This window comes from Paenibacillus oleatilyticus (assembly GCF_018998565.1).
Lineage (GTDB): Bacteria > Bacillota > Bacilli > Paenibacillales > NBRC-103111 > Paenibacillus_G > Paenibacillus_G oleatilyticus.
Map to the genome: position 1 here is coordinate 1 of NZ_JAHNZO010000040.1, position 17843 is coordinate 17843.

At 53.4% G+C, this 17843-nt stretch carries 17 protein-coding genes; all 17 read left to right on the top strand.

Annotation, left to right across the window (positions count from 1 at the left end; genetic code table 11):
- Nucleotides 1-274: 274 nt before the first annotated feature.
- Nucleotides 275-736 (top strand): CtsR family transcriptional regulator, encoded by a 462-nt coding sequence (locus KQX66_RS32555; RefSeq protein ID WP_054975975.1) that lies wholly within the window; start codon nt 275-277, stop codon nt 734-736.
- Nucleotides 737-783: 47 nt separating this feature from the next.
- Complete coding sequence (mcsA, locus tag KQX66_RS32560) at nt 784-1302, top strand: protein-arginine kinase activator protein McsA (protein WP_216797725.1); 519 nt, start codon at nt 784-786, stop codon at nt 1300-1302.
- Between the two features lie 25 nt (nt 1303-1327).
- Nucleotides 1328-2395, top strand: a complete 1068-nt coding sequence (mcsB, locus tag KQX66_RS32565; RefSeq protein WP_216797726.1) for a protein-arginine kinase McsB — start codon at nt 1328-1330, stop codon at nt 2393-2395.
- A gap of 61 nt (nt 2396-2456) precedes the next feature.
- Nucleotides 2457-4901, top strand: a complete 2445-nt coding sequence (gene clpC / locus KQX66_RS32570; RefSeq protein ID WP_216797727.1) for an ATP-dependent protease ATP-binding subunit ClpC — start codon at nt 2457-2459, stop codon at nt 4899-4901.
- Nucleotides 4902-5078: 177 nt separating this feature from the next.
- Entirely contained in the window at nt 5079-6446 is a 1368-nt protein-coding gene (gene radA, locus KQX66_RS32575; RefSeq protein ID WP_054975979.1) for a DNA repair protein RadA, read from the top strand.
- 192 nt (nt 6447-6638) lie between these two features.
- The gene (disA, locus tag KQX66_RS32580) at nt 6639-7718 is read left to right on the top strand and encodes a DNA integrity scanning diadenylate cyclase DisA (protein WP_284439872.1); all 1080 of its coding nucleotides are present in this window, start codon (nt 6639-6641) and stop codon (nt 7716-7718) included.
- Nucleotides 7719-7793: 75 nt separating this feature from the next.
- Nucleotides 7794-8528 (top strand): CDP-diacylglycerol--serine O-phosphatidyltransferase, encoded by a 735-nt coding sequence (gene pssA / locus KQX66_RS32585; protein ID WP_216797728.1) that lies wholly within the window; start codon nt 7794-7796, stop codon nt 8526-8528.
- A gap of 167 nt (nt 8529-8695) precedes the next feature.
- Nucleotides 8696-9793, top strand: coding sequence for a PIN/TRAM domain-containing protein (locus KQX66_RS32590; protein WP_216797729.1), 1098 nt, complete (start codon nt 8696-8698; stop codon nt 9791-9793).
- 85 nt (nt 9794-9878) lie between these two features.
- Complete coding sequence (gene ispD / locus KQX66_RS32595) at nt 9879-10586, top strand: 2-C-methyl-D-erythritol 4-phosphate cytidylyltransferase (protein ID WP_216797730.1); 708 nt, start codon at nt 9879-9881, stop codon at nt 10584-10586.
- The gene (gene ispF, locus KQX66_RS32600) at nt 10583-11068 is read left to right on the top strand and encodes a 2-C-methyl-D-erythritol 2,4-cyclodiphosphate synthase (RefSeq protein WP_216797731.1); all 486 of its coding nucleotides are present in this window, start codon (nt 10583-10585) and stop codon (nt 11066-11068) included. Before ispD ends, ispF begins: the two co-directional genes overlap by 4 nt.
- Nucleotides 11069-11140: 72 nt before the next feature.
- Entirely contained in the window at nt 11141-12592 is a 1452-nt protein-coding gene (gltX, locus tag KQX66_RS32605; protein WP_253957588.1) for a glutamate--tRNA ligase, read from the top strand.
- A gap of 425 nt (nt 12593-13017) precedes the next feature.
- Nucleotides 13018-13668: a serine O-acetyltransferase gene (cysE, locus tag KQX66_RS32610; RefSeq protein ID WP_054976014.1), complete on the top strand. Its 651-nt coding sequence runs from the start codon at nt 13018-13020 to the stop codon at nt 13666-13668.
- Nucleotides 13658-15055 (top strand): cysteine--tRNA ligase, encoded by a 1398-nt coding sequence (cysS, locus tag KQX66_RS32615; protein WP_216797732.1) that lies wholly within the window; start codon nt 13658-13660, stop codon nt 15053-15055. Before cysE ends, cysS begins: the two co-directional genes overlap by 11 nt.
- A 4-nt stretch (nt 15056-15059) precedes the next feature.
- Nucleotides 15060-15527 (top strand): Mini-ribonuclease 3, encoded by a 468-nt coding sequence (locus tag KQX66_RS32620; protein ID WP_284439873.1) that lies wholly within the window; start codon nt 15060-15062, stop codon nt 15525-15527.
- Between the two features lies 1 nt (nt 15528).
- Nucleotides 15529-16269: a 23S rRNA (guanosine(2251)-2'-O)-methyltransferase RlmB gene (gene rlmB, locus KQX66_RS32625; protein WP_216797733.1), complete on the top strand. Its 741-nt coding sequence runs from the start codon at nt 15529-15531 to the stop codon at nt 16267-16269.
- Nucleotides 16270-16293: 24 nt separating this feature from the next.
- On the top strand, nt 16294-16809 hold the full coding sequence (locus KQX66_RS32630) for an NYN domain-containing protein (protein ID WP_088834973.1): 516 nt from the start codon (nt 16294-16296) through the stop codon (nt 16807-16809).
- A 130-nt stretch (nt 16810-16939) separates the two neighbouring features.
- The gene (gene sigH, locus KQX66_RS32635) at nt 16940-17584 is read left to right on the top strand and encodes an RNA polymerase sporulation sigma factor SigH (RefSeq protein WP_025851016.1); all 645 of its coding nucleotides are present in this window, start codon (nt 16940-16942) and stop codon (nt 17582-17584) included.
- The last annotated feature ends 259 nt before the right edge of the window (nt 17585-17843 follow it).

A 17843-nucleotide genomic window follows, 5' to 3' on the forward strand; every position in this document is an offset into this window, starting at 1 on the left:
CGCAGGGTCCTGGGAGAGTAGGACGTCGCCAAGCACAAGAGCTTCTTCGGATTTTATCCGGAGAGGCTCTTTTTCTTATACCACAAGAATAAAAGTGCCCGGACGACCCCAAACTAAGAAATAGGTGGGGGAGTTGCAATCTTACGTAAATCTGCTATAATGTATTTAAAGTCAAAGAAAGTCAAAGTCAATGATTTTGCAGTTAGATTAATCAGTCATCTTGGCTTTCTTCACTTTAAATATGGTTTTACTTCTGTCGCGGGAGGTCGAATAGATGCGCAATGTTTCAGAAATTATTGAGCAATATCTGAAGCAAACTTTGCAGCAGAGCCCCGACGGTGTGATCGAGATCCAACGTAATGAACTGGCCGATCAATTCAACTGCGTTCCCTCGCAGATCAATTACGTCATTAGTACCCGTTTTACATTGGAGAAAGGGTACATTGTCGAAAGCAAGCGGGGCGGCGGCGGTTACATTCGAATTCAAAGAATCGAGCTGCAATCGCATGGCGCGGTGATGGACCATATTTTCCAAACCATCGGTACGCACATGGATCAGCTTGCATCCGAAGGACTGCTGTATCAGCTGGAAGAAGGGGGCTTCATCACTTCGCGGGAAGCGGCATTGATGAAAGCAGCCATTACCCGGGAGGTTCTGATCTTGAAGCTGCCTCTAAGGGATGAGATCAGGGCAAGAATATTGAAGGCGATGTTGATTTCTTTGCTAAGCAAATGAAATGTTCGTATCCTGCCGTCCCAGGGCAAGATTAAAGGAGGACCCAGATGATTTGTCAGGAATGTGGCAAGAAGCAAGCGACGCTTCATTTTACGAAAATTTTGAATGGCGAGAAGACGGAGTTTCACATTTGCGAATCGTGCGCCAGAGAAAAAGGGGAGCTCATCCCGGGGACGGCCAATGGGTTCTCCATTCATAATCTGCTCAGCGGATTGCTTGATTTCGAACCGTCGGCGCACAGTACGCTAGCCAACAAAGTACAGCCCAGCCGTTGCGAGCATTGCGGACTAACGTATACACAGTTCAGCAAAATCGGACGTTTCGGCTGCAGCGAGTGCTATAAGCATTTTGGGGAGAAGCTGGACCCGCTGTTCAAACGCGTTCATGGCAATATTATTCATACCGGCAAGGTTCCCAAGCGATCCGGCGGGTTAATTAAACATAAGCGTGAAATTGATCAGTTAAAAAAGGAATTGCTGATCCGTATCGATAACGAGGAATTCGAAGAAGCAGCCCGTCTGCGGGATCAAATCCGCGAGCTTGAGAAAAAGGTTGCCGAAGGCTAGATGGGTGAGGTAAGGAGGAGTGCTTATGACGGAAGCAAGCCGTTTTACAGAGAATGCGCTTAGCGATTGGATGAAGGGTGAAGGGCCGGATTCGGATATCGTCATCAGCAGCCGTATACGCATCGCGCGAAATATGCAGGCGTACCCTTTCCCTATGTTGGCAACGAACCAGCAGTCGAAGGAAGTGCTGGAACAGGTATCCCAAGTCGTTCATAACGAAGAGCTGGGTACGATCAGCCGGTTTTCGATGCTGCCGCTTTCCGAATTGAATGAACTGGAGAGACGAGTGCTGGTCGAAAAGCATCTGATTAGTCCGGCACTGGCTAACGAATCGCGCAACGGAGCCGTCATTCTCAGTGACAACGAGTCCGTTAGCATCATGGTCAATGAAGAAGACCATCTTCGGATTCAGTGCTTGTGTCCTGGTTTTCAGATTAAAGAAGCTTGGGATCTGGCCAACCAGATCGACGATATATTTGAAACGCATTTGAATTATGCTTTTGACGAGAAGCACGGATATTTGACGAGCTGTCCTACGAACGTAGGTACGGGGATTCGCGCTTCGGTGATGATCCATCTTCCCGCGCTAGTTCTGACGCAGCAGATCAACCGCATATTATCGGCTATTACCCAAGTTGGGCTGGCCGTGCGGGGCTTGTATGGCGAAGGCAGCGAAGCGCTTGGCAACCTGTTTCAGATTTCGAACCAGATTACGCTGGGACAATCCGAAGAGGAAATTATCGATAACCTGCACAGCGTCGTACGGCAAATTATCGAGCATGAGCGTGCGGCCAGACAGAAGCTGATCTACGAGACGAGAGCCAAAATTTTGGACCGGGTCAGCCGTTCTTACGGCGTCTTGTCGTATGCGGCGATTATGGATTCCAAAGAAGCAGCGCAGCGGCTGTCGGACGTACGGCTCGGGATTGATCTCGGGTTTATCAAAAATGTCTACCCGCATGTGCTCAACGAGCTTTTGGTGATGACCCAGCCCGGATTTTTGCAGCAGTCGGCAGGAGAAAAGCTGACACCTGAAGAAAGAGACATTAGGCGAGCACAGCTCATCCGGGAAAAAATTGCGGAAACGGGCTAGCCGTCAACATACGAAACCGCATAACAAGCATAGGCTATACCAATCTTTGGAGGTGTTACACATGATGTTTGGCAGATTTACGGAACGCGCGCAAAAGGTATTGTCCTTGGCGCAGGAGGAAGCAGTTCGTTTGGGACACAACAATATCGGAACAGAGCACATTCTGCTCGGTCTGATTCGTGAAGGCGAAGGCATTGCCGCGAAGGCGCTCATTGCGCTCGGACTCGGCCTGGAGAAAATTCAAGACGAAGTCGAATCGCTGATCGGACGGGGACAAGAGCAGCCATCGAATATCGCATACACGCCGCGGGCGAAAAAAGTAATCGAGCTGTCGATGGACGAAGCCCGCAAGCTGGGACATACGTATGTCGGAACGGAGCACATTCTGCTCGGCTTGATTCGTGAAGGCGAAGGCGTTGCTGCACGCGTATTGAACAATTTGGGCGTGAGCCTGAACAAGGCCCGTCAGCAAGTGCTTCAACTGCTTGGCAGCAGCGAGGTGGTCTCGCCTAACCATGGTAACCCGACGAATGTGAATACACCGACGTTGGACGGTCTGGCTCGCGACCTGACGGCTTATGCCAAGGAAGGCAACCTGGACCCGGTCATTGGCCGCAGCAAAGAGATCGAGCGCGTCATTCAAGTGCTCAGCCGCCGTACGAAAAACAATCCGGTTCTCATTGGGGAACCCGGCGTAGGTAAAACGGCGATTGCCGAAGGGCTAGCGCAAAAAATCGTCGCCAACGAAATTCCGGAAACGCTGCGCGATAAACGCGTCATGACCTTGGATATGGGCTCGGTCGTTGCCGGTACGAAATACCGCGGCGAATTCGAAGACCGCCTGAAAAAAATTATGGATGAAATCCGACAAGCCGGAAATATCGTCTTGTTCATTGACGAGCTTCATACGCTGATCGGTGCCGGCGGGGCGGAAGGCGCGATCGACGCTTCGAATATTTTGAAGCCGGCTCTGGCTCGCGGAGAGCTCCAGTGCATCGGGGCTACAACGCTTGACGAGTACCGCAAATATATCGAAAAGGACGCGGCGCTGGAAAGACGCTTCCAACCGATCACGGTCGATCAACCGTCACCGGAAGAAGCGATTCAAATTTTGCACGGGCTGCGTGACCGTTACGAAGCGCATCACCGCGTGAAAATTACGGATGAAGCCATTGAGCAAGCCGTGAAGCTGTCCGACCGTTATATTACGGACCGGTTCCTTCCGGATAAAGCGATCGACTTGATCGACGAAGCCAGCTCCAAAGTAAGGCTCCGTTCGTATACGGTACCGCCGGATCTGAAAAAGCTGGAAAGCCGTCTCGATGACATCCGCAAGGAAAAAGACGCTGCCGTGCAAAGCCAGGAATTCGAGAAAGCGGCATCGCTGCGCGATACCGAGCAGAAGCTGCGCGAAGAGCTCGACTCGACGAAGAACGAATGGAAAGAGAAGCAAGGACGCACCGACTCCGAAGTGACGCCGGACGATATTGCCCAAGTCGTAGCAAGCTGGACCGGTATTCCTGTCGTGAAGCTGGCTGAGGAAGAAACTCAGCGCCTGCTGAAGATGGAATCCATCCTGCATGACCGGGTGATCGGCCAGGACGAAGCCGTCAAAGCGGTCAGCCGCGCAATTCGCCGCGCTAGAGCAGGTCTGAAAGATCCGAAACGCCCGATGGGCTCGTTCATCTTCCTTGGTCCGACCGGTGTCGGGAAAACCGAGCTGGCCCGTGCGCTCGCCGAGTCTCTCTTCGGTGACGAGAATGCCGTCATTCGGATCGACATGTCCGAGTACATGGAGAAACATTCTACGTCTCGTTTGGTCGGAGCGCCTCCGGGATACGTCGGATACGAAGAAGGCGGCCAATTGACCGAAAAAGTACGCCGCAAGCCGTACTCTGTTGTCCTGCTGGACGAAATCGAAAAAGCGCACCCTGAAGTATTCAATATTTTGCTGCAGGTGCTTGAAGACGGCCGCCTGACGGACTCCAAAGGCCGTACGGTCGACTTCCGCAATACGTTGATCATCATGACATCGAACGTCGGGGCCGATACGATCAAGAGAAACTCGACGCTCGGCTTCACCGCCGCGCATGATGCAGGCAAAGACTATAACAATATGAAAGATAAAGTAATGGGCGAGCTGAAGAAAAGCTTCCGTCCGGAGTTCTTGAACCGGATCGACGAGATTATCGTGTTCCACTCCTTGGAAGAACAGCATATCGCCGAGATCGTTACTTTGATGGCCGACGACCTTCGCAAACGGTTGAAAGAGCAGGAAGTTGAATTCTTCCTGACCGATTCGGCCAAAGCGTTCCTCGCCAAAGAAGGCTACGATCCGACCTTCGGCGCGAGACCGCTGCGCAGAGCGATTCAGAAGCACATCGAAGACCGGTTGTCGGAGGAATTGCTGCGCGGCAACATCACCAAAGGCGACACGCTTACGATCGACGAGAAGGACGGCGAATTGATCGTTCATCGCAACCAAGGCGTCGGTACGGAGGCTTAAGTCTAAAATTCAGGAGCGCAGGCTCCTTCCATAGCATCCCACGGCTGCAAGCTGGGCCGGAGGGATGCTTTTATTATTTACCATTAAAGCTTTTTTTCTTTTCAGCGGCGGCAAGGGTTTTCAAGACAGGGTCAAAATGGTAAACTTTGAGTTGGGATAAGAAAGCAGGGTTAAATGATGGCGAAAACAAAAACAAAGTTCTTCTGCCAGTCATGCGGCTACGAATCGCCGAAATGGCTCGGCAAATGTCCGGGCTGCGAAGCTTGGAATACATTTGTGGAAGAAGTGGAGACCGTTGTCAAGAGCAAAGGGCTGCACACAAATTTTTTGAACAAGAAAGAAAAAGCGGTTTCTATCATAAACATAGAAAGCAGTCAAGAAGAGCGGATCGTGACGGACAATCGGGAGTTGAACCGCGTGCTTGGCGGCGGTATTGTGCCCGGCTCCCTGATTCTGGTCGGCGGCGACCCGGGGATCGGGAAATCGACGCTGCTTCTGCAAACGTCGCATTTGCTGACACAACTGGACTTGAAAGTGCTGTATATTTCCGGAGAGGAATCCGTCCGCCAGACGAAGCTGAGGGCAGACCGGCTGCAAGCCGTTTCCCCGCTGTTGTTCGTGCTGTGTGAAACGAATGTGGAGCATATCGAAGCGGCGATTGACGAGATCGAACCGGATTTCATCGTCATTGACTCGATCCAAACGGTATACCACGGCGCCGTGGCTTCCGCTCCCGGTTCGGTCTCTCAAGTTCGGGAATGCACGGGGCATTTTATGCGGATTGCAAAAATGAAAGGAATCGCAACCGTCCTCGTTGGTCATGTTACTAAAGAGGGCGCCATTGCCGGACCGCGATTACTCGAACATATGGTCGATTGCGTGCTGTATTTCGAAGGGGAGCGGCATCATTCGTACCGGGTGCTTCGCGCCGTAAAAAACCGGTTCGGTTCGACCAACGAAATCGGGATTTTCGAAATGCGGGAAAGCGGCTTGGTTGAGGTCAACAACCCGTCGGAGTTGTTTTTGTCCGAGCGCCCGCTAGGCGTTGCCGGCTCGACCGTCGTCGCCAGCATGGAGGGGACGCGCCCGGTGCTCGTAGAGCTTCAAGCGCTCGTTTCGTCCACCAACTTCCCGTCCCCCCGACGAATGGCGACCGGTTTCGACCATAACCGACTATCCCTCATTATCGCGGTGCTGGAGAAACGGATGGGCATGTTTTTGCAAAATCAGGACGCTTACCTTAATGTCGCGGGCGGCGTGAAGCTGGATGAGCCAGCCGTCGACCTGGCGGTAGCGGTCAGCATCGCTTCCAGCTTCCGCGAACAGCCGACGCAGCCGTTCGACGTCATCTTCGGCGAGGTCGGACTGACGGGCGAGGTGCGGGGCGTCTCGCGTGTCGACCAGCGGGTACGTGAGGCGGAAAAGCTCGGCTTCCGCCGCGTCATTCTCCCGCAAAAAAGCCTGAAAGGCTGGACGCCCCCGGCAGGCATTCAAATTATCGGCGTCAATACCGTAGCCGAAGCGCTATCGGCTGCTTTAGTATAGTATATTTTTTGAAACAAGGGTTTTGATGGAGCGCAGGGGAACTGCCGGAGAGTTTACGTGCCGCCTTTGAACTCGGAAAGCTACCTTAAATTATAATTCAAACTTTCCGAGTTCAAGAGCGGCCGGAGGCAGTTCTCCCTGCTGCGGAATCAACCTCCACTTGCTTCAAAAAATTCGTCAGGAGGGACACCATTGAGCAAGGAAGAAGCAAAACGCGACGTCATGAGCCAGCTGCTGCAGCTCGTTGCGCCAGGCACGCCGTTCCGGGAAGGGCTGGAGAACGTGCTGCGCGCCAAAACGGGCGGCTTAATTGTCGTCGGCTACAGCCCGGAAGTGATGGAGATTGTAGACGGCGGCTTTTCGATCAACTGCGATTTTTCCCCAAACTACTTATATGAGCTGGCCAAAATGGACGGCGCGATCATCCTCAGCGAGGATTTGAAGCGTATTCTGTATGCGAATACGCAGCTGATTCCGGACTCTTCGATTACGTCCACCGAAACGGGCATCCGGCACCGGACGGCGGAGCGCGTCGCGAAGCAGACCTCCAAGCTTGTGGTGTCCATTTCGCAGCGGCGCAACGTCATAACCTTGTATCAAGGCAGTTTACGGTATTCGCTGAAAGATATCGGCGTCATTTTGACGAAAGCGAATCAGGCGATTCAAACGTTGGAGAAATACAAGTCCGTATTGGACCAAGATTTGACCAATCTGGGCGCTTCCGAATTTGAGGAGCTGGTCACTTTGCACGATGTGACCGGTGTGATGCAACGTATTGAGATGGTTTTACGTATTAAAGCAGAGATCAAGCGCTACATTAACGAGCTCGGGAACGAAGGCCGGTTGATCAGCATGCAGTTGGAGGAATTGGTTGGTAACACCGAGAATGAGGCATACTTGCTGATTAAAGATTACGTCAAAGAACTATCAGAAGAGAAGGTAAAAGAAGTCCAAGCGACTCTCAAGAAGCATTCGACCGACGAGATGCTCGATCATTCGCACATTGCACGGGTACTCGGCTATCCGCATACGCCTGGCAGTGCGGAGGAGACGATCTCGCCAAGAGGCTATCGGGTACTGAACAAAATACCGCGTCTTCCCTCCGTCATTATACATAATCTGGTGGAACGGTTTTGTCAGCTCCCGCATCTGATGATGGCGACGATTGAAGAATTGGACGAAGTGGACGGCATCGGGGAAGTGCGCGCACGCACGATTAAAGAAGGTTTGAAGAGAATTCAAGATCAGGTGCTCATTGACAGACATATTTAACTTGCATACAATCAGAGGGTAGCCAAATATTATTAGGAATATTAGGGTACAGTAAAACCAGAGGTGGACTAAAACATGATAACAAAATCCCTTCCGAACTTGTTTACGATTGGGAACTTGTTCTTAGGTATTATTGCAATTATTTCCGTGTTTAATAGCAAACCCGAGCTTGCTGCGATCATGGTCATCGTCGCGATGCTTCTGGACGGATTGGACGGACGCGTTGCCCGTGCGCTCAATGCGCAGAGTGAATTCGGCAAAGAGCTGGACTCGCTGTCCGATGTCATCTCGTTCGGTGTAGCGCCGGCGTTCATCATGTATGTGGTGGCGTTCACTGAGATGAATGCAGCGGCAGCGTGGATCGTGACAGCGATCTTCCCGATCTGCGGCGCGCTTCGTCTGGCTCGCTTCAATGTCGTTGCCGGGACACCGGGGTATTTTATCGGCTTGCCGATTCCGGCCGCCGGCGGCGTATTGTGTACGCTCGCGCTGTTCCATAAAGAATTGAACACCGTCGTACTCGTCTTGTCGACGCTTCTGCTGTCCTACCTGATGGTCAGCACCGTCAAATACCCGAACTTCAAAAAGGTCGGCATCCCGAAAGCCGCTATCTGGATTACGCCTGTTGTCGTCGTGGCTGCCGTTGTGCTGGCTGTCATGTATCCGGGGCTGTTGTCCAAGCTCATCTTCGTACCGCTGCTTCTTTATGCGCTGTACGGCTTAAAAAAAAACGTTGATCGGCTGTTCTTCTGGAAACGAAGAAAACGTTCGTCCATAGAAGAACCGGAGTCCAAAACAACGAGCCTCTAAAACCGCATAAGTCGCACAAGGCTATGAAAATGAAAAGCATTTGTTTTCCGCAAGGAAAATGAATGCTTTTTTTCATTTTCTTCAACTGATACGATTAGGCTTGAGTAATTTGGATCATAATTGTAACGGAAGGTAGAATTTGTTATTTTTTTTGGAGGTGAAAGTCTATGATGAAAAAATGGTTCCAGCTTCTGTTTGCAGTTATCGGCGGTGCGCTAGGAGTACGGTGGAGTGATACGATAGGGAAACCATGTTTTGAATTCATAGCATCGGTTTTGGGAAGGGAAGAAATTCAAGGACAAGCCCTTTGGATGCTGGGGGCCGGTGCGCTGCTCTTCTATTCGATCAGTTCCTGGGCACTAACCTATCTGCTCAAAGTGGTGCAGCGGGGAGAGGAGCGCATTGTCAACGTACCGGTGACCGATCTGCTTGCCGGCTCGATCGGGATGGTCGTCGGCTTGCTCTTTTCGTCGGTGCTCCTCCATCCGTTCAGTCAGGCAGGCGTGTTCAGCCCCTTGCTGCATATGCTGCTGATCGCGGCATTCTCGTATGCGGGCTATCGGCTAGGCGCAGTGAAGCAGGAGGAGCTGTTCACCGTGCTGGATGCACGACGTTCGGATCGCGGGAAAGGAGCGTCCGGGGAGCCCAAAGGGTTCGAGGAGCACAAAATTCTCGATACGAGCGTGATTATCGACGGGCGTATTGCGGATATTTGCAAAACCGGATTTATCGAGGGAACTCTCGTCATTCCCGAATTTGTGCTGGAGGAGCTGCAGCATATTGCCGATTCGTCGGATTTGCTCAAGCGCAACCGCGGCCGTCGGGGACTGGACATTTTGAACAAAATCCAGAAGGAGCTTGATGTCAAAGTACTGATCTACGAAGGGGATTTCGAAGAAATTTCCGAGGTGGACAGCAAGCTGGTGCGTCTGGCTAAAGCTTTGCAGGGGAAAGTGATTACGAACGACTTCAATCTCAACAAAGTATGCGAGCTGCAGGGCGTATCGGTTCTGAATATCAACGATCTGGCGAATGCGGTGAAGCCGGTCGTACTGCCCGGAGAGGAAATTCTGGTGCAAGTCATCAAGGACGGCAAGGAGCATGGACAGGGCGTCGCCTATTTGGATGACGGCACGATGATTGTCGTGGAAGGCGGCCGGGACTTTATCGGCATGACGCTCGATGTGCTGGTGACAAGCGTTCTGCAAACGTCAGCCGGTCGAATGATATTTGCCAAGCCGAAGCTATTGGAAAAAGCGCTCTAACACGGTATGATAAGATAGATGCGCTTAGAATAAGGCAAACGGGTTTGCTTCATTCGGAGCCGAACCATAGTGGCAGGTGGATAAGGTGACGGATAAACTGGGGGTCGTGGTCGTGGCGGCGGGCAGAGGCTCGCGTATGCGAACACAAGAAAGCAAGCAATACTTGCTGCTGGACGGTAAACCGATTCTGGTACATACGCTGGAGCTGTTCGATCGGCTGGAAGCCGTAAGCGACGTCGTGTTGGTTACGGGGGCAGACGATGTAGAGCGGTGCCGGGGCTATATTAAGACTTACGGGCTCAGAAAGGTGAAGCGGGTGATTCCCGGGGGGAAGGAACGTCAAGACTCCGTTTACCAAGGGCTATTGGCCTTGGACGGCGCCGTCCGTTGGGTGATGGTGCACGACGGCGTCCGGCCGTTTGCCGCCCGGGAGCATATCGCGGCATGCCTGGATAAAGCGATTGAGACTGAAGCGGCTGTCCTGGCCGTACCCGTAAAAGATACGATTAAAATTGTGGACGGCGAAGGGTTGATCCAAGCAACCCCGGACCGGCGCAGCTTGTGGGCGATTCAGACCCCGCAGGCTTTTCGTTTTTCTTTGCTGCGCGAAGCGCACGAGCGGGCACGGGAGGAAGGCTTCGTCGGGACGGACGACGCCATGCTGGTTGAACGGCTCGGCGTCCGGGTCGCCGTAGTCGAAGCAGACTATTACAATATCAAAATCACGACGCCTGAGGACTTGCCTTGGGCCGAGTGGATCATTCGACATGTCAGGGGAGAGCGAGAGTCATGATACGAGTGGGGCAAGGGTTCGACGTGCATCAACTGGTGGAGGGACGCAAGTGTATTATCGGCGGCGTGGACATTCCGTATGAAAAAGGGCTGCTTGGGCATTCCGATGCGGACGTGCTGCTACACGCGCTGACCGACGCGATTCTTGGAGCACTGGGGCTCGGGGATATCGGGAAGCATTTTCCCGACACGGATGCCGCGTATAAGGATGCGGACAGCTATAAGCTGCTTGTGCAGGTATGGGAGAGCGCCAAGAAAGCGGGGTACCGTCTGGGCAATGCGGACTGCACGATCATTGCGCAGAAGCCGAAGATGGCGCCGTACATTCCCGCCATGGTCGAGCGGATCGCAACGGCGCTCGAAGCGGAGCCGTCGCAGATTAATGTGAAAGCGACGACGACGGAGCAGCTCGGCTTCACCGGGCGGGGCGAAGGAATTGCCGCACAGGCGGTTGTTTGTCTTGTGAAAGATGTGCTATCATAACAAATAATCTTTTTACGGATCGAATGGCTTCCGGCGAGCGGTTGGCGCGGGAGTACGGGAGGAGAGGGCATTATGGCAGAGTTTCGCGTAAGATACGCGCCGAGTCCGACGGGGCATTTGCACATCGGCGGAGCACGGACGGCATTGTTCGATTATTTGATTGCCCGCAAGCAAGGCGGGAAATTCGTGGTCCGATTCGAGGATACGGATCAGACGAGACATGTGGAATCGGGCGTCGACAGCCAGCTTAACGGTCTCAAGTGGCTCGGCGTGGATTGGGACGAGAGCGTGGACATCGGCGGACCGTACGGACCGTACCGGCAAACGGAGCGGCTTCATTTGTATCAGCCGTTTGTCGATCAGCTGCTGGAAAGCGGTGGTGCGTACCGCTGCTATTGCTCGGAAGCGGATCTGGAGAAGGAGCGCGCAGAGCAGGAAGCGGCAGGACAGATGCCGATGTACTCCGGCAGATGCCGTCATTTGACGCCGGAGCAAGTCGAAGCGTTTGTGGCCGAGGGCCGCAAGCCGTCGATTCGTTTTCGCGTACCGGAAAACCGGGTGATTGCCTTCGAGGACCGCATCCGCGAGCATGTCGAATTTGAGAGCAACGGGATCGGCGACTTCATCATCGTGCGTCCGGACGGGATTCCGACGTATAATTTTGCCGTTATTTTGGATGACCATCTTATGAAAATTTCATTGGTCATCCGTGGCGAAGAGCATTTGACCAATACGCCGCGGCAAATTATGATGTACGAGGCACTCGGGCTGCCTGTGCCCGAATTCGCCCATCTGGCGCTCATCTTGAACCCGGACCGCAAGAAGATGAGCAAGCGGGACGAGTCCATCATCCAATTCATCGAGCAGTACAAAGAGCTCGGATACTTGCCGGAAGCAGTCATGAACTTTATCGCCCTGCTCGGCTGGTCGCCCAAAGGCGAGGAAGAAATTTTCACCAGAGAAGAGCTGATCGAGCAGTTCGATCTGGACCGGGTGTCCAAGAGTCCGGCCGTATTCGACATGGACAAGCTCAACTGGATGAACAACCTCTATATTAAAAAAGCCGATATCGCGCGGATTACGAAGCTGGCGCTGCCCCATTTGCAGAAAGCCGGCAAGCTGCCGGAGATGCTCACCCCCGAGCAGGAGCAGTGGGTTCACTCGCTCGTCGGGCTTTATCAGGAGCAGTTGCGTTACGCCGCCGAAATCGTGCCGTTGTCCGAGCTGTTCTTCCGTGAGGACGTCAGCTATGACGATGAGGCCAAAGCGATGCTTGCCGAAGAGCATGCGCCGATCGTTCTTGGCAGTTTCTTGAAGCAGGTTGAGGCCGCAACCGAGTTTACCGTGGATGCGCTGAAAGCGATGATCAAGGCGGTGCAGACGGAGACCGGCTATAAAGGAAAGCAGCTGTTCATGACCATCCGTGTGGCGCTGACGGGACAAATGCACGGGCCCGATCTGAACATAACGCTGCATTTGCTGGGAAAAGAAACGGTGTCCGCACGCATTAAGAAGTTATTGTAATGCCTACGGTTTTCTTATATACTTAGAAAAAAATAAGATCATTTCTTCGAAAACATACATCTACGGCGACGAACGGGAAAGTACGGAAAAGTCGGGATTCCCAGAGAGGACGATCGGTTCGAAACGAACCGGCTGCGAGTCGTCCAATTCCCCTTTTGCGGAAGTGCACCCGGGAGCCGTAAAGACGATCTGAAGCGAGCGCTCCGGTGCAGCGGCAGGGTAGTCTTTACCGTGACGTTCACGATACGAACGATAGAGACGGATAGACGTTGGGCCGTGCGTTGCCCTTGTACGTTTATCCAAGCAGAGTGGAACCGCGAAAGAAGACGCCTCTGCAGCCGAAAAGGCTGTGGAAGGCGTTTTTTTTGCGTGATGCGTAGACGAAGGCGTCGCATAGGAACGGGGGATGATACGTGTTTGCCAGAATGAAAGAAGACATCGAGACGATCTTTGAGAACGATCCGGCGGCGAGAAGCTGGTTTGAGGTCGTGTTCACCTATTCCGGTTTGCACGCCCTCTGGGCGCATCGCGTGGCGCACTGGTTTTATAAAAAAAGCTGGTTCACCATCGCGCGCATCATTTCGCAAGCCAGCCGTTTTATGACAGGGATCGAAATCCATCCCGGCGCTGTGATCGGGAGGCGTTTTTTTATCGACCACGGCATGGGCGTCGTCATTGGAGAAACGTGCGAGATCGGCGACGACGTGCTACTCTATCACGGCGTAACGCTTGGGGGCACCGGCAAGGAGCGGGGGAAGCGGCATCCGACCATCGGCAATAACGTGGTCATCTCGGCCGGGGCGAAGGTGCTCGGGTCCTTCACGGTAGGGGACAACTCGCGGATCGGGTCGAACTCTGTCGTATTAAGCGAAGTTCCGGCCAACAGCACCGTCGTCGGAATCCCGGGCAAAATCGTCAAGCGGGACGGCGTGCGCGTCGGACGTTTGGAGCATGACAAGCTTTCGGACCCTGTTCTCGATATGATTCGCCAAATGCAGCAGCAAATCGACGAGCTGAAGGCTGAAGGTCATCAAGAAAAGACCAGAATTGGAGGAGCCGTGAAACATGAGTCTTAAGATTTATAATACGTTGACTCGCACGAAAGAAGATTTCAAACCGCTGGAAGCGGGTAAGGTGAAAATGTACGTCTGCGGTCCCACTGTGTACAGCTACATTCACATCGGAAACGCGCGTCCGGTCATTTTTTTCGACGTCGTGCGACGTTATTTGGAATCGATCGGCTACGAAGTGACGTATGCCGCGAACTTTACGGATGTGGACGACAAGCTGATTAAAAAAGCGGCCGAAATGGGAGTCACCGTACCGGAGGTTGCCGACTTGTTCGTGCAAAAATATTACGAAGACACCAAAGGGCTCGGGGTGCGGGAAGCGACGCTTCATCCGCGCGTCACCCAGAATATGGCCGAGATCATCGATTTCATCTCCAGACTGGTGGAGAAAGATTACGCCTACGAGGCCGGCGGGGACGTCTTCTTCAGGACCGCTAAATTTCCGGAGTATGGCAAGCTGTCGCACCAGAACTTGGAAGAGCTGCAATATGGCATTCGTGTAGATGTCGATGAGCGGAAGGAAAGCCCCCAGGATTTTGTGCTCTGGAAAGCGGCGAAGCCGGGCGAAATCAGCTGGTCGAGTCCGTGGGGCGAAGGGCGCCCGGGCTGGCACATCGAATGCTCGGCGATGATCCGCAAATATTTGGGCGATTCGATCGATATTCACGGAGGCGGGCTGGACCTGACCTTCCCGCACCACGAATGTGAAATTGCGCAGTCCGAAGGCTTGACGGGGCAGAAAATGGCCAGCTACTGGATGCATAACGGGTTCGTGAACGTCAACGACGAGAAAATGTCGAAATCGCTCGGCAACGGAATCAACGTACACGAGCTGCTGAAGACGATTCCGGGTCAAGTCATCCGGTACTTCATGCTGTCCGGCCATTACCGCAATCCGCTCAACTTCAGCGACGAAGCCGTGGAGCAGGCGAGAGGAAGCTTGGCGCGGATTGAGAACTGTCTTTCTGCGCTGAAGCACCGTCTCAAAACGGCGGAAGCGGGGGAAGTCGATGCCGAAATGGCGGCGGCGGTGCTAACCGCGCAGCAGCAGTTCGAAAGCAAAATGAACGACGATTTCAATACGCCGGATGCGATTACAGCAGTATTCGAGCTCGTCAACGCGGCGAATCCGTACATCAACCGCGAGCAGGTGACGGCTCCCACCTTGGAGCTGCTGTTGAAGCAGTTTGAAGCGATGGATCAAGTGCTGGGCATACTAGCTCCTGAAGCCGAGGACCTGCTGGATGAAGAAATCGAACAATTGATCGTCGAGCGGACGGAAGCCCGCAAAGCGAAAAATTGGGCGCGTGCCGACGAAATCCGCAATCTGTTGACCGAGCGCGGCATCGTGCTTGAGGATACGGCCCAAGGCATTCGTTGGCGGCGGAGCTAGAGCGATGGAACGAGATGAACAGACGCTGCCTTATTTGCAAGCGAATTTGTTTTCTTTTCCGCCTTCGCGCGAGCCGAGGCTGCTGAACCCCCTCGTGCTGGCCTATATGGGCGATGCCGTCTACGAAGTTTTTATCCGGCAATATGTCGTCTCGCAGACGAATCACAAGCCGAACCATCTTCACCGGCTGTCGACCCGGTATGTCTCGGCCAAGGCGCAGGCGAAGGCGCTGCAGCGCTGGCTGCCGATTCTGACCGAAGAGGAGACGGATATCGTCAAGCGGGGAAGAAACGCCAAATCGGGCACAACGGCCAAAAATGCCGATGTGCTCGAATACCGCCACAGCACGGCGTTTGAGTGCCTGATCGGCTACTTGTATTATACGCAGCGGTGGGAGAGGCTTCAGCAGTTGCTGATGCTCTCCTTGGAGCGGGACGAAACATCAACGACAACAGGAAAGGGGGACGCCTGACGTGGAAGAATTTATCGGAGGCAAGCATTCCGTACTCGAAGCGCTGCGTTCCGGGCGGACCATCAACAAAATTTGGATCGCCGAGCAGGCTCAAAAACAACTTACTCAACCTATCCTCGCGGAAGCGAAGCAGAACGGCGTCATCGTGCAATTTGCGGACAAGCGCAAGCTGGATCAAATGGCCGGCGGCGTGCAGCATCAAGGCGTCGTTGCCCAGGTAGCGGCGTATGCGTATGCCGAAGTGGAGGATCTGCTGGCTCTGGCCGCGGAACGCAACGAAATGCCATTCCTGCTCATTCTCGACGAAATCGAGGACCCGCACAACTTGGGGTCCATCCTGCGGACGGCGGACTGCACCGGCGTCCACGGGGTCATCATTCCGAAGCGGCGTTCCGTAGGGCTGACCGCAACGGTATCCAAAACCTCCGCAGGAGCGGTCGAATACGTGCCCGTGGCCCGCGTCACCAACCTCGCCCAGACGATCGAACAGCTTAAGGAGCAGGGCGTTTGGATCGCCGGAGCCGATGTCGGGGCGCAGCAGCCGGTCTATAAGACGAATCTGAATCTGCCTCTGGCTATCGTGATCGGCAATGAGAACAAAGGCATCGGACGGCTCATTCGCGAAAAATGCGACTTTTTGTTGAAGCTGCCGATGTTCGGTCAAATCAACTCGCTTAACGCCTCGGTTGCGGCTTCGGTGTTCATGTATGAAGTCGTCCGGCAGCGAATGGCTTCGGAATAACGTCATGCTGCGGGGCGATGCGGCATGATTCAGGAGATCCTCATCGTAGACGGTTACAACATCATCGGATCATGGCCGGAATTGCAAAGGCTGAAGGAGATCCGGCTGGAGGAAGCGCGCGACCGGCTGATCGAAACGATGGCCGAATACCAGTCGTTCTCCGGGATGAAGGTTATCGTGGTGTTTGACGCTTACTACGTTCCGGGGCTTGGCGGAAAATACTTGCAAAGCAAGCTCCCGGTTTATTACACCAAGGAAAAGGAAACGGCAGACGAGCTGATCGAAAGGCTCGTCACCGTCCATATCGGACGGCGCAAGCAGGTATATGTCGCAACCTCCGATATGACGGAGCAGCATGTAATTTTCGGCAAAGGGGCTTTCCGGATTCCGGCAAGCGAGCTTCTGGTGAAGGTGAGGCAGGTCCGCCAGGAAATTCGCCGGACGATCGACACCGAAGCATCGCCGAAGCGCAATTCGTTTGACAGCAGAATTAGCGGAGATATACGGGATCAGCTGGAGAAATGGCGGAGGGGCAATTAGGGGCTGTGGAAGGCGATCCCTGTAAATCCGGCAACAATCTAGCTTTTTGTAGCGGGAATCCGGTTGACGGCGCTAGATTACATAATGTATACTAGTCCTATCTTTCAAGCGTTGGGCCGGAGGGATTGTAGTGAGTGTCGACCTCAAAGAGTTGAGAATGTACGAATACGACCTCAAGGCAGACGAAGATGTGGTCGAAGCTGTCCGTGAAGGGGATAGCGACGCCCTGGAGTACTTGATCAACAAGTACAAGAACTTCGTTCGCGCCAAAGCGCGCTCTTATTTTCTAATCGGCGCTGATAGAGAGGATATCGTACAAGAGGGAATGATCGGCCTGTATAAATCGATCCGCGACTTCCGCGGCGACAAGCTAGCCTCCTTCAAAGCGTTTGCCGAGCTTTGCATTACCCGCCAAATCATTACGGCCATCAAAACCGCCACTCGCCAGAAGCATATCCCCCTAAATTCCTACGTTTCGTTGGACAAGCCCATCTATGATGAAGATTCCGACAGGACGCTGCTCGATGTCATTTGTGGCTCCCGCGTATCCGATCCCGAGGAATTGATCATTAATCAGGAGGAGTTCAGCGGGCTGGAAGATAAGATGGGAGAGATATTGAGCGACCTGGAACGCAGGGTGCTGATGCTGTATTTGGACGGACGTTCCTATCAGGAAATCGCCGTCGATTTGGACAGGCATGTCAAGTCGATTGACAATGCATTGCAGCGCGTGAAGCGCAAGCTGGAGAGGTATCTGGAAGTGCGTGACGCATAAAACGTAGATAAGCGCCTTTATTGCTGCGAAGCAAGGTGCTTTTTTTGTTTTGTAGGTTTAGAGATTATTATAGAACGAATGTTCGTGCATGGCAAGATGTCCTTTTGTAAAAAAATGATCAAGTTTTCGTTTAGGAACGAGCCGCCTGGTCAATAATGGATGAGACGGGACAGGCGCTATGTTAATCCTTTTTCCTTGACAGAAGATAGGCCGTATGCTAAAGTATATCGGGTAGCCTTAGACGAAAAGGCGTTTTTTT

Excerpts from the sequence above, each read along its gene's own strand:
- KQX66_RS32555 (WP_054975975.1), top strand. The coding sequence starts at position 275 with ATGCGCAATGTTTCAGAAATTATTGAGCAATATCTGAAGCAAACTTTG.
- mcsA (WP_216797725.1), top strand. The coding sequence starts at position 784 with ATGATTTGTCAGGAATGTGGCAAGAAGCAAGCGACGCTTCATTTTACG.
- mcsB (WP_216797726.1), top strand. The coding sequence starts at position 1,328 with ATGACGGAAGCAAGCCGTTTTACAGAGAATGCGCTTAGCGATTGGATG.
- clpC (WP_216797727.1), top strand. The coding sequence starts at position 2,457 with ATGATGTTTGGCAGATTTACGGAACGCGCGCAAAAGGTATTGTCCTTG.
- radA (WP_054975979.1), top strand. The coding sequence starts at position 5,079 with ATGGCGAAAACAAAAACAAAGTTCTTCTGCCAGTCATGCGGCTACGAA.
- pssA (WP_216797728.1), top strand. The coding sequence starts at position 7,794 with ATGATAACAAAATCCCTTCCGAACTTGTTTACGATTGGGAACTTGTTC.
- KQX66_RS32590 (WP_216797729.1), top strand. The coding sequence starts at position 8,696 with ATGATGAAAAAATGGTTCCAGCTTCTGTTTGCAGTTATCGGCGGTGCG.
- ispF (WP_216797731.1), top strand. The coding sequence starts at position 10,583 with ATGATACGAGTGGGGCAAGGGTTCGACGTGCATCAACTGGTGGAGGGA.
- gltX (WP_253957588.1), top strand. The coding sequence starts at position 11,141 with ATGGCAGAGTTTCGCGTAAGATACGCGCCGAGTCCGACGGGGCATTTG.
- cysE (WP_054976014.1), top strand. The coding sequence starts at position 13,018 with ATGAAAGAAGACATCGAGACGATCTTTGAGAACGATCCGGCGGCGAGA.
- cysS (WP_216797732.1), top strand. The coding sequence starts at position 13,658 with ATGAGTCTTAAGATTTATAATACGTTGACTCGCACGAAAGAAGATTTC.
- KQX66_RS32620 (WP_284439873.1), top strand. The coding sequence starts at position 15,060 with ATGGAACGAGATGAACAGACGCTGCCTTATTTGCAAGCGAATTTGTTT.
- KQX66_RS32630 (WP_088834973.1), top strand. The coding sequence starts at position 16,294 with ATGATTCAGGAGATCCTCATCGTAGACGGTTACAACATCATCGGATCA.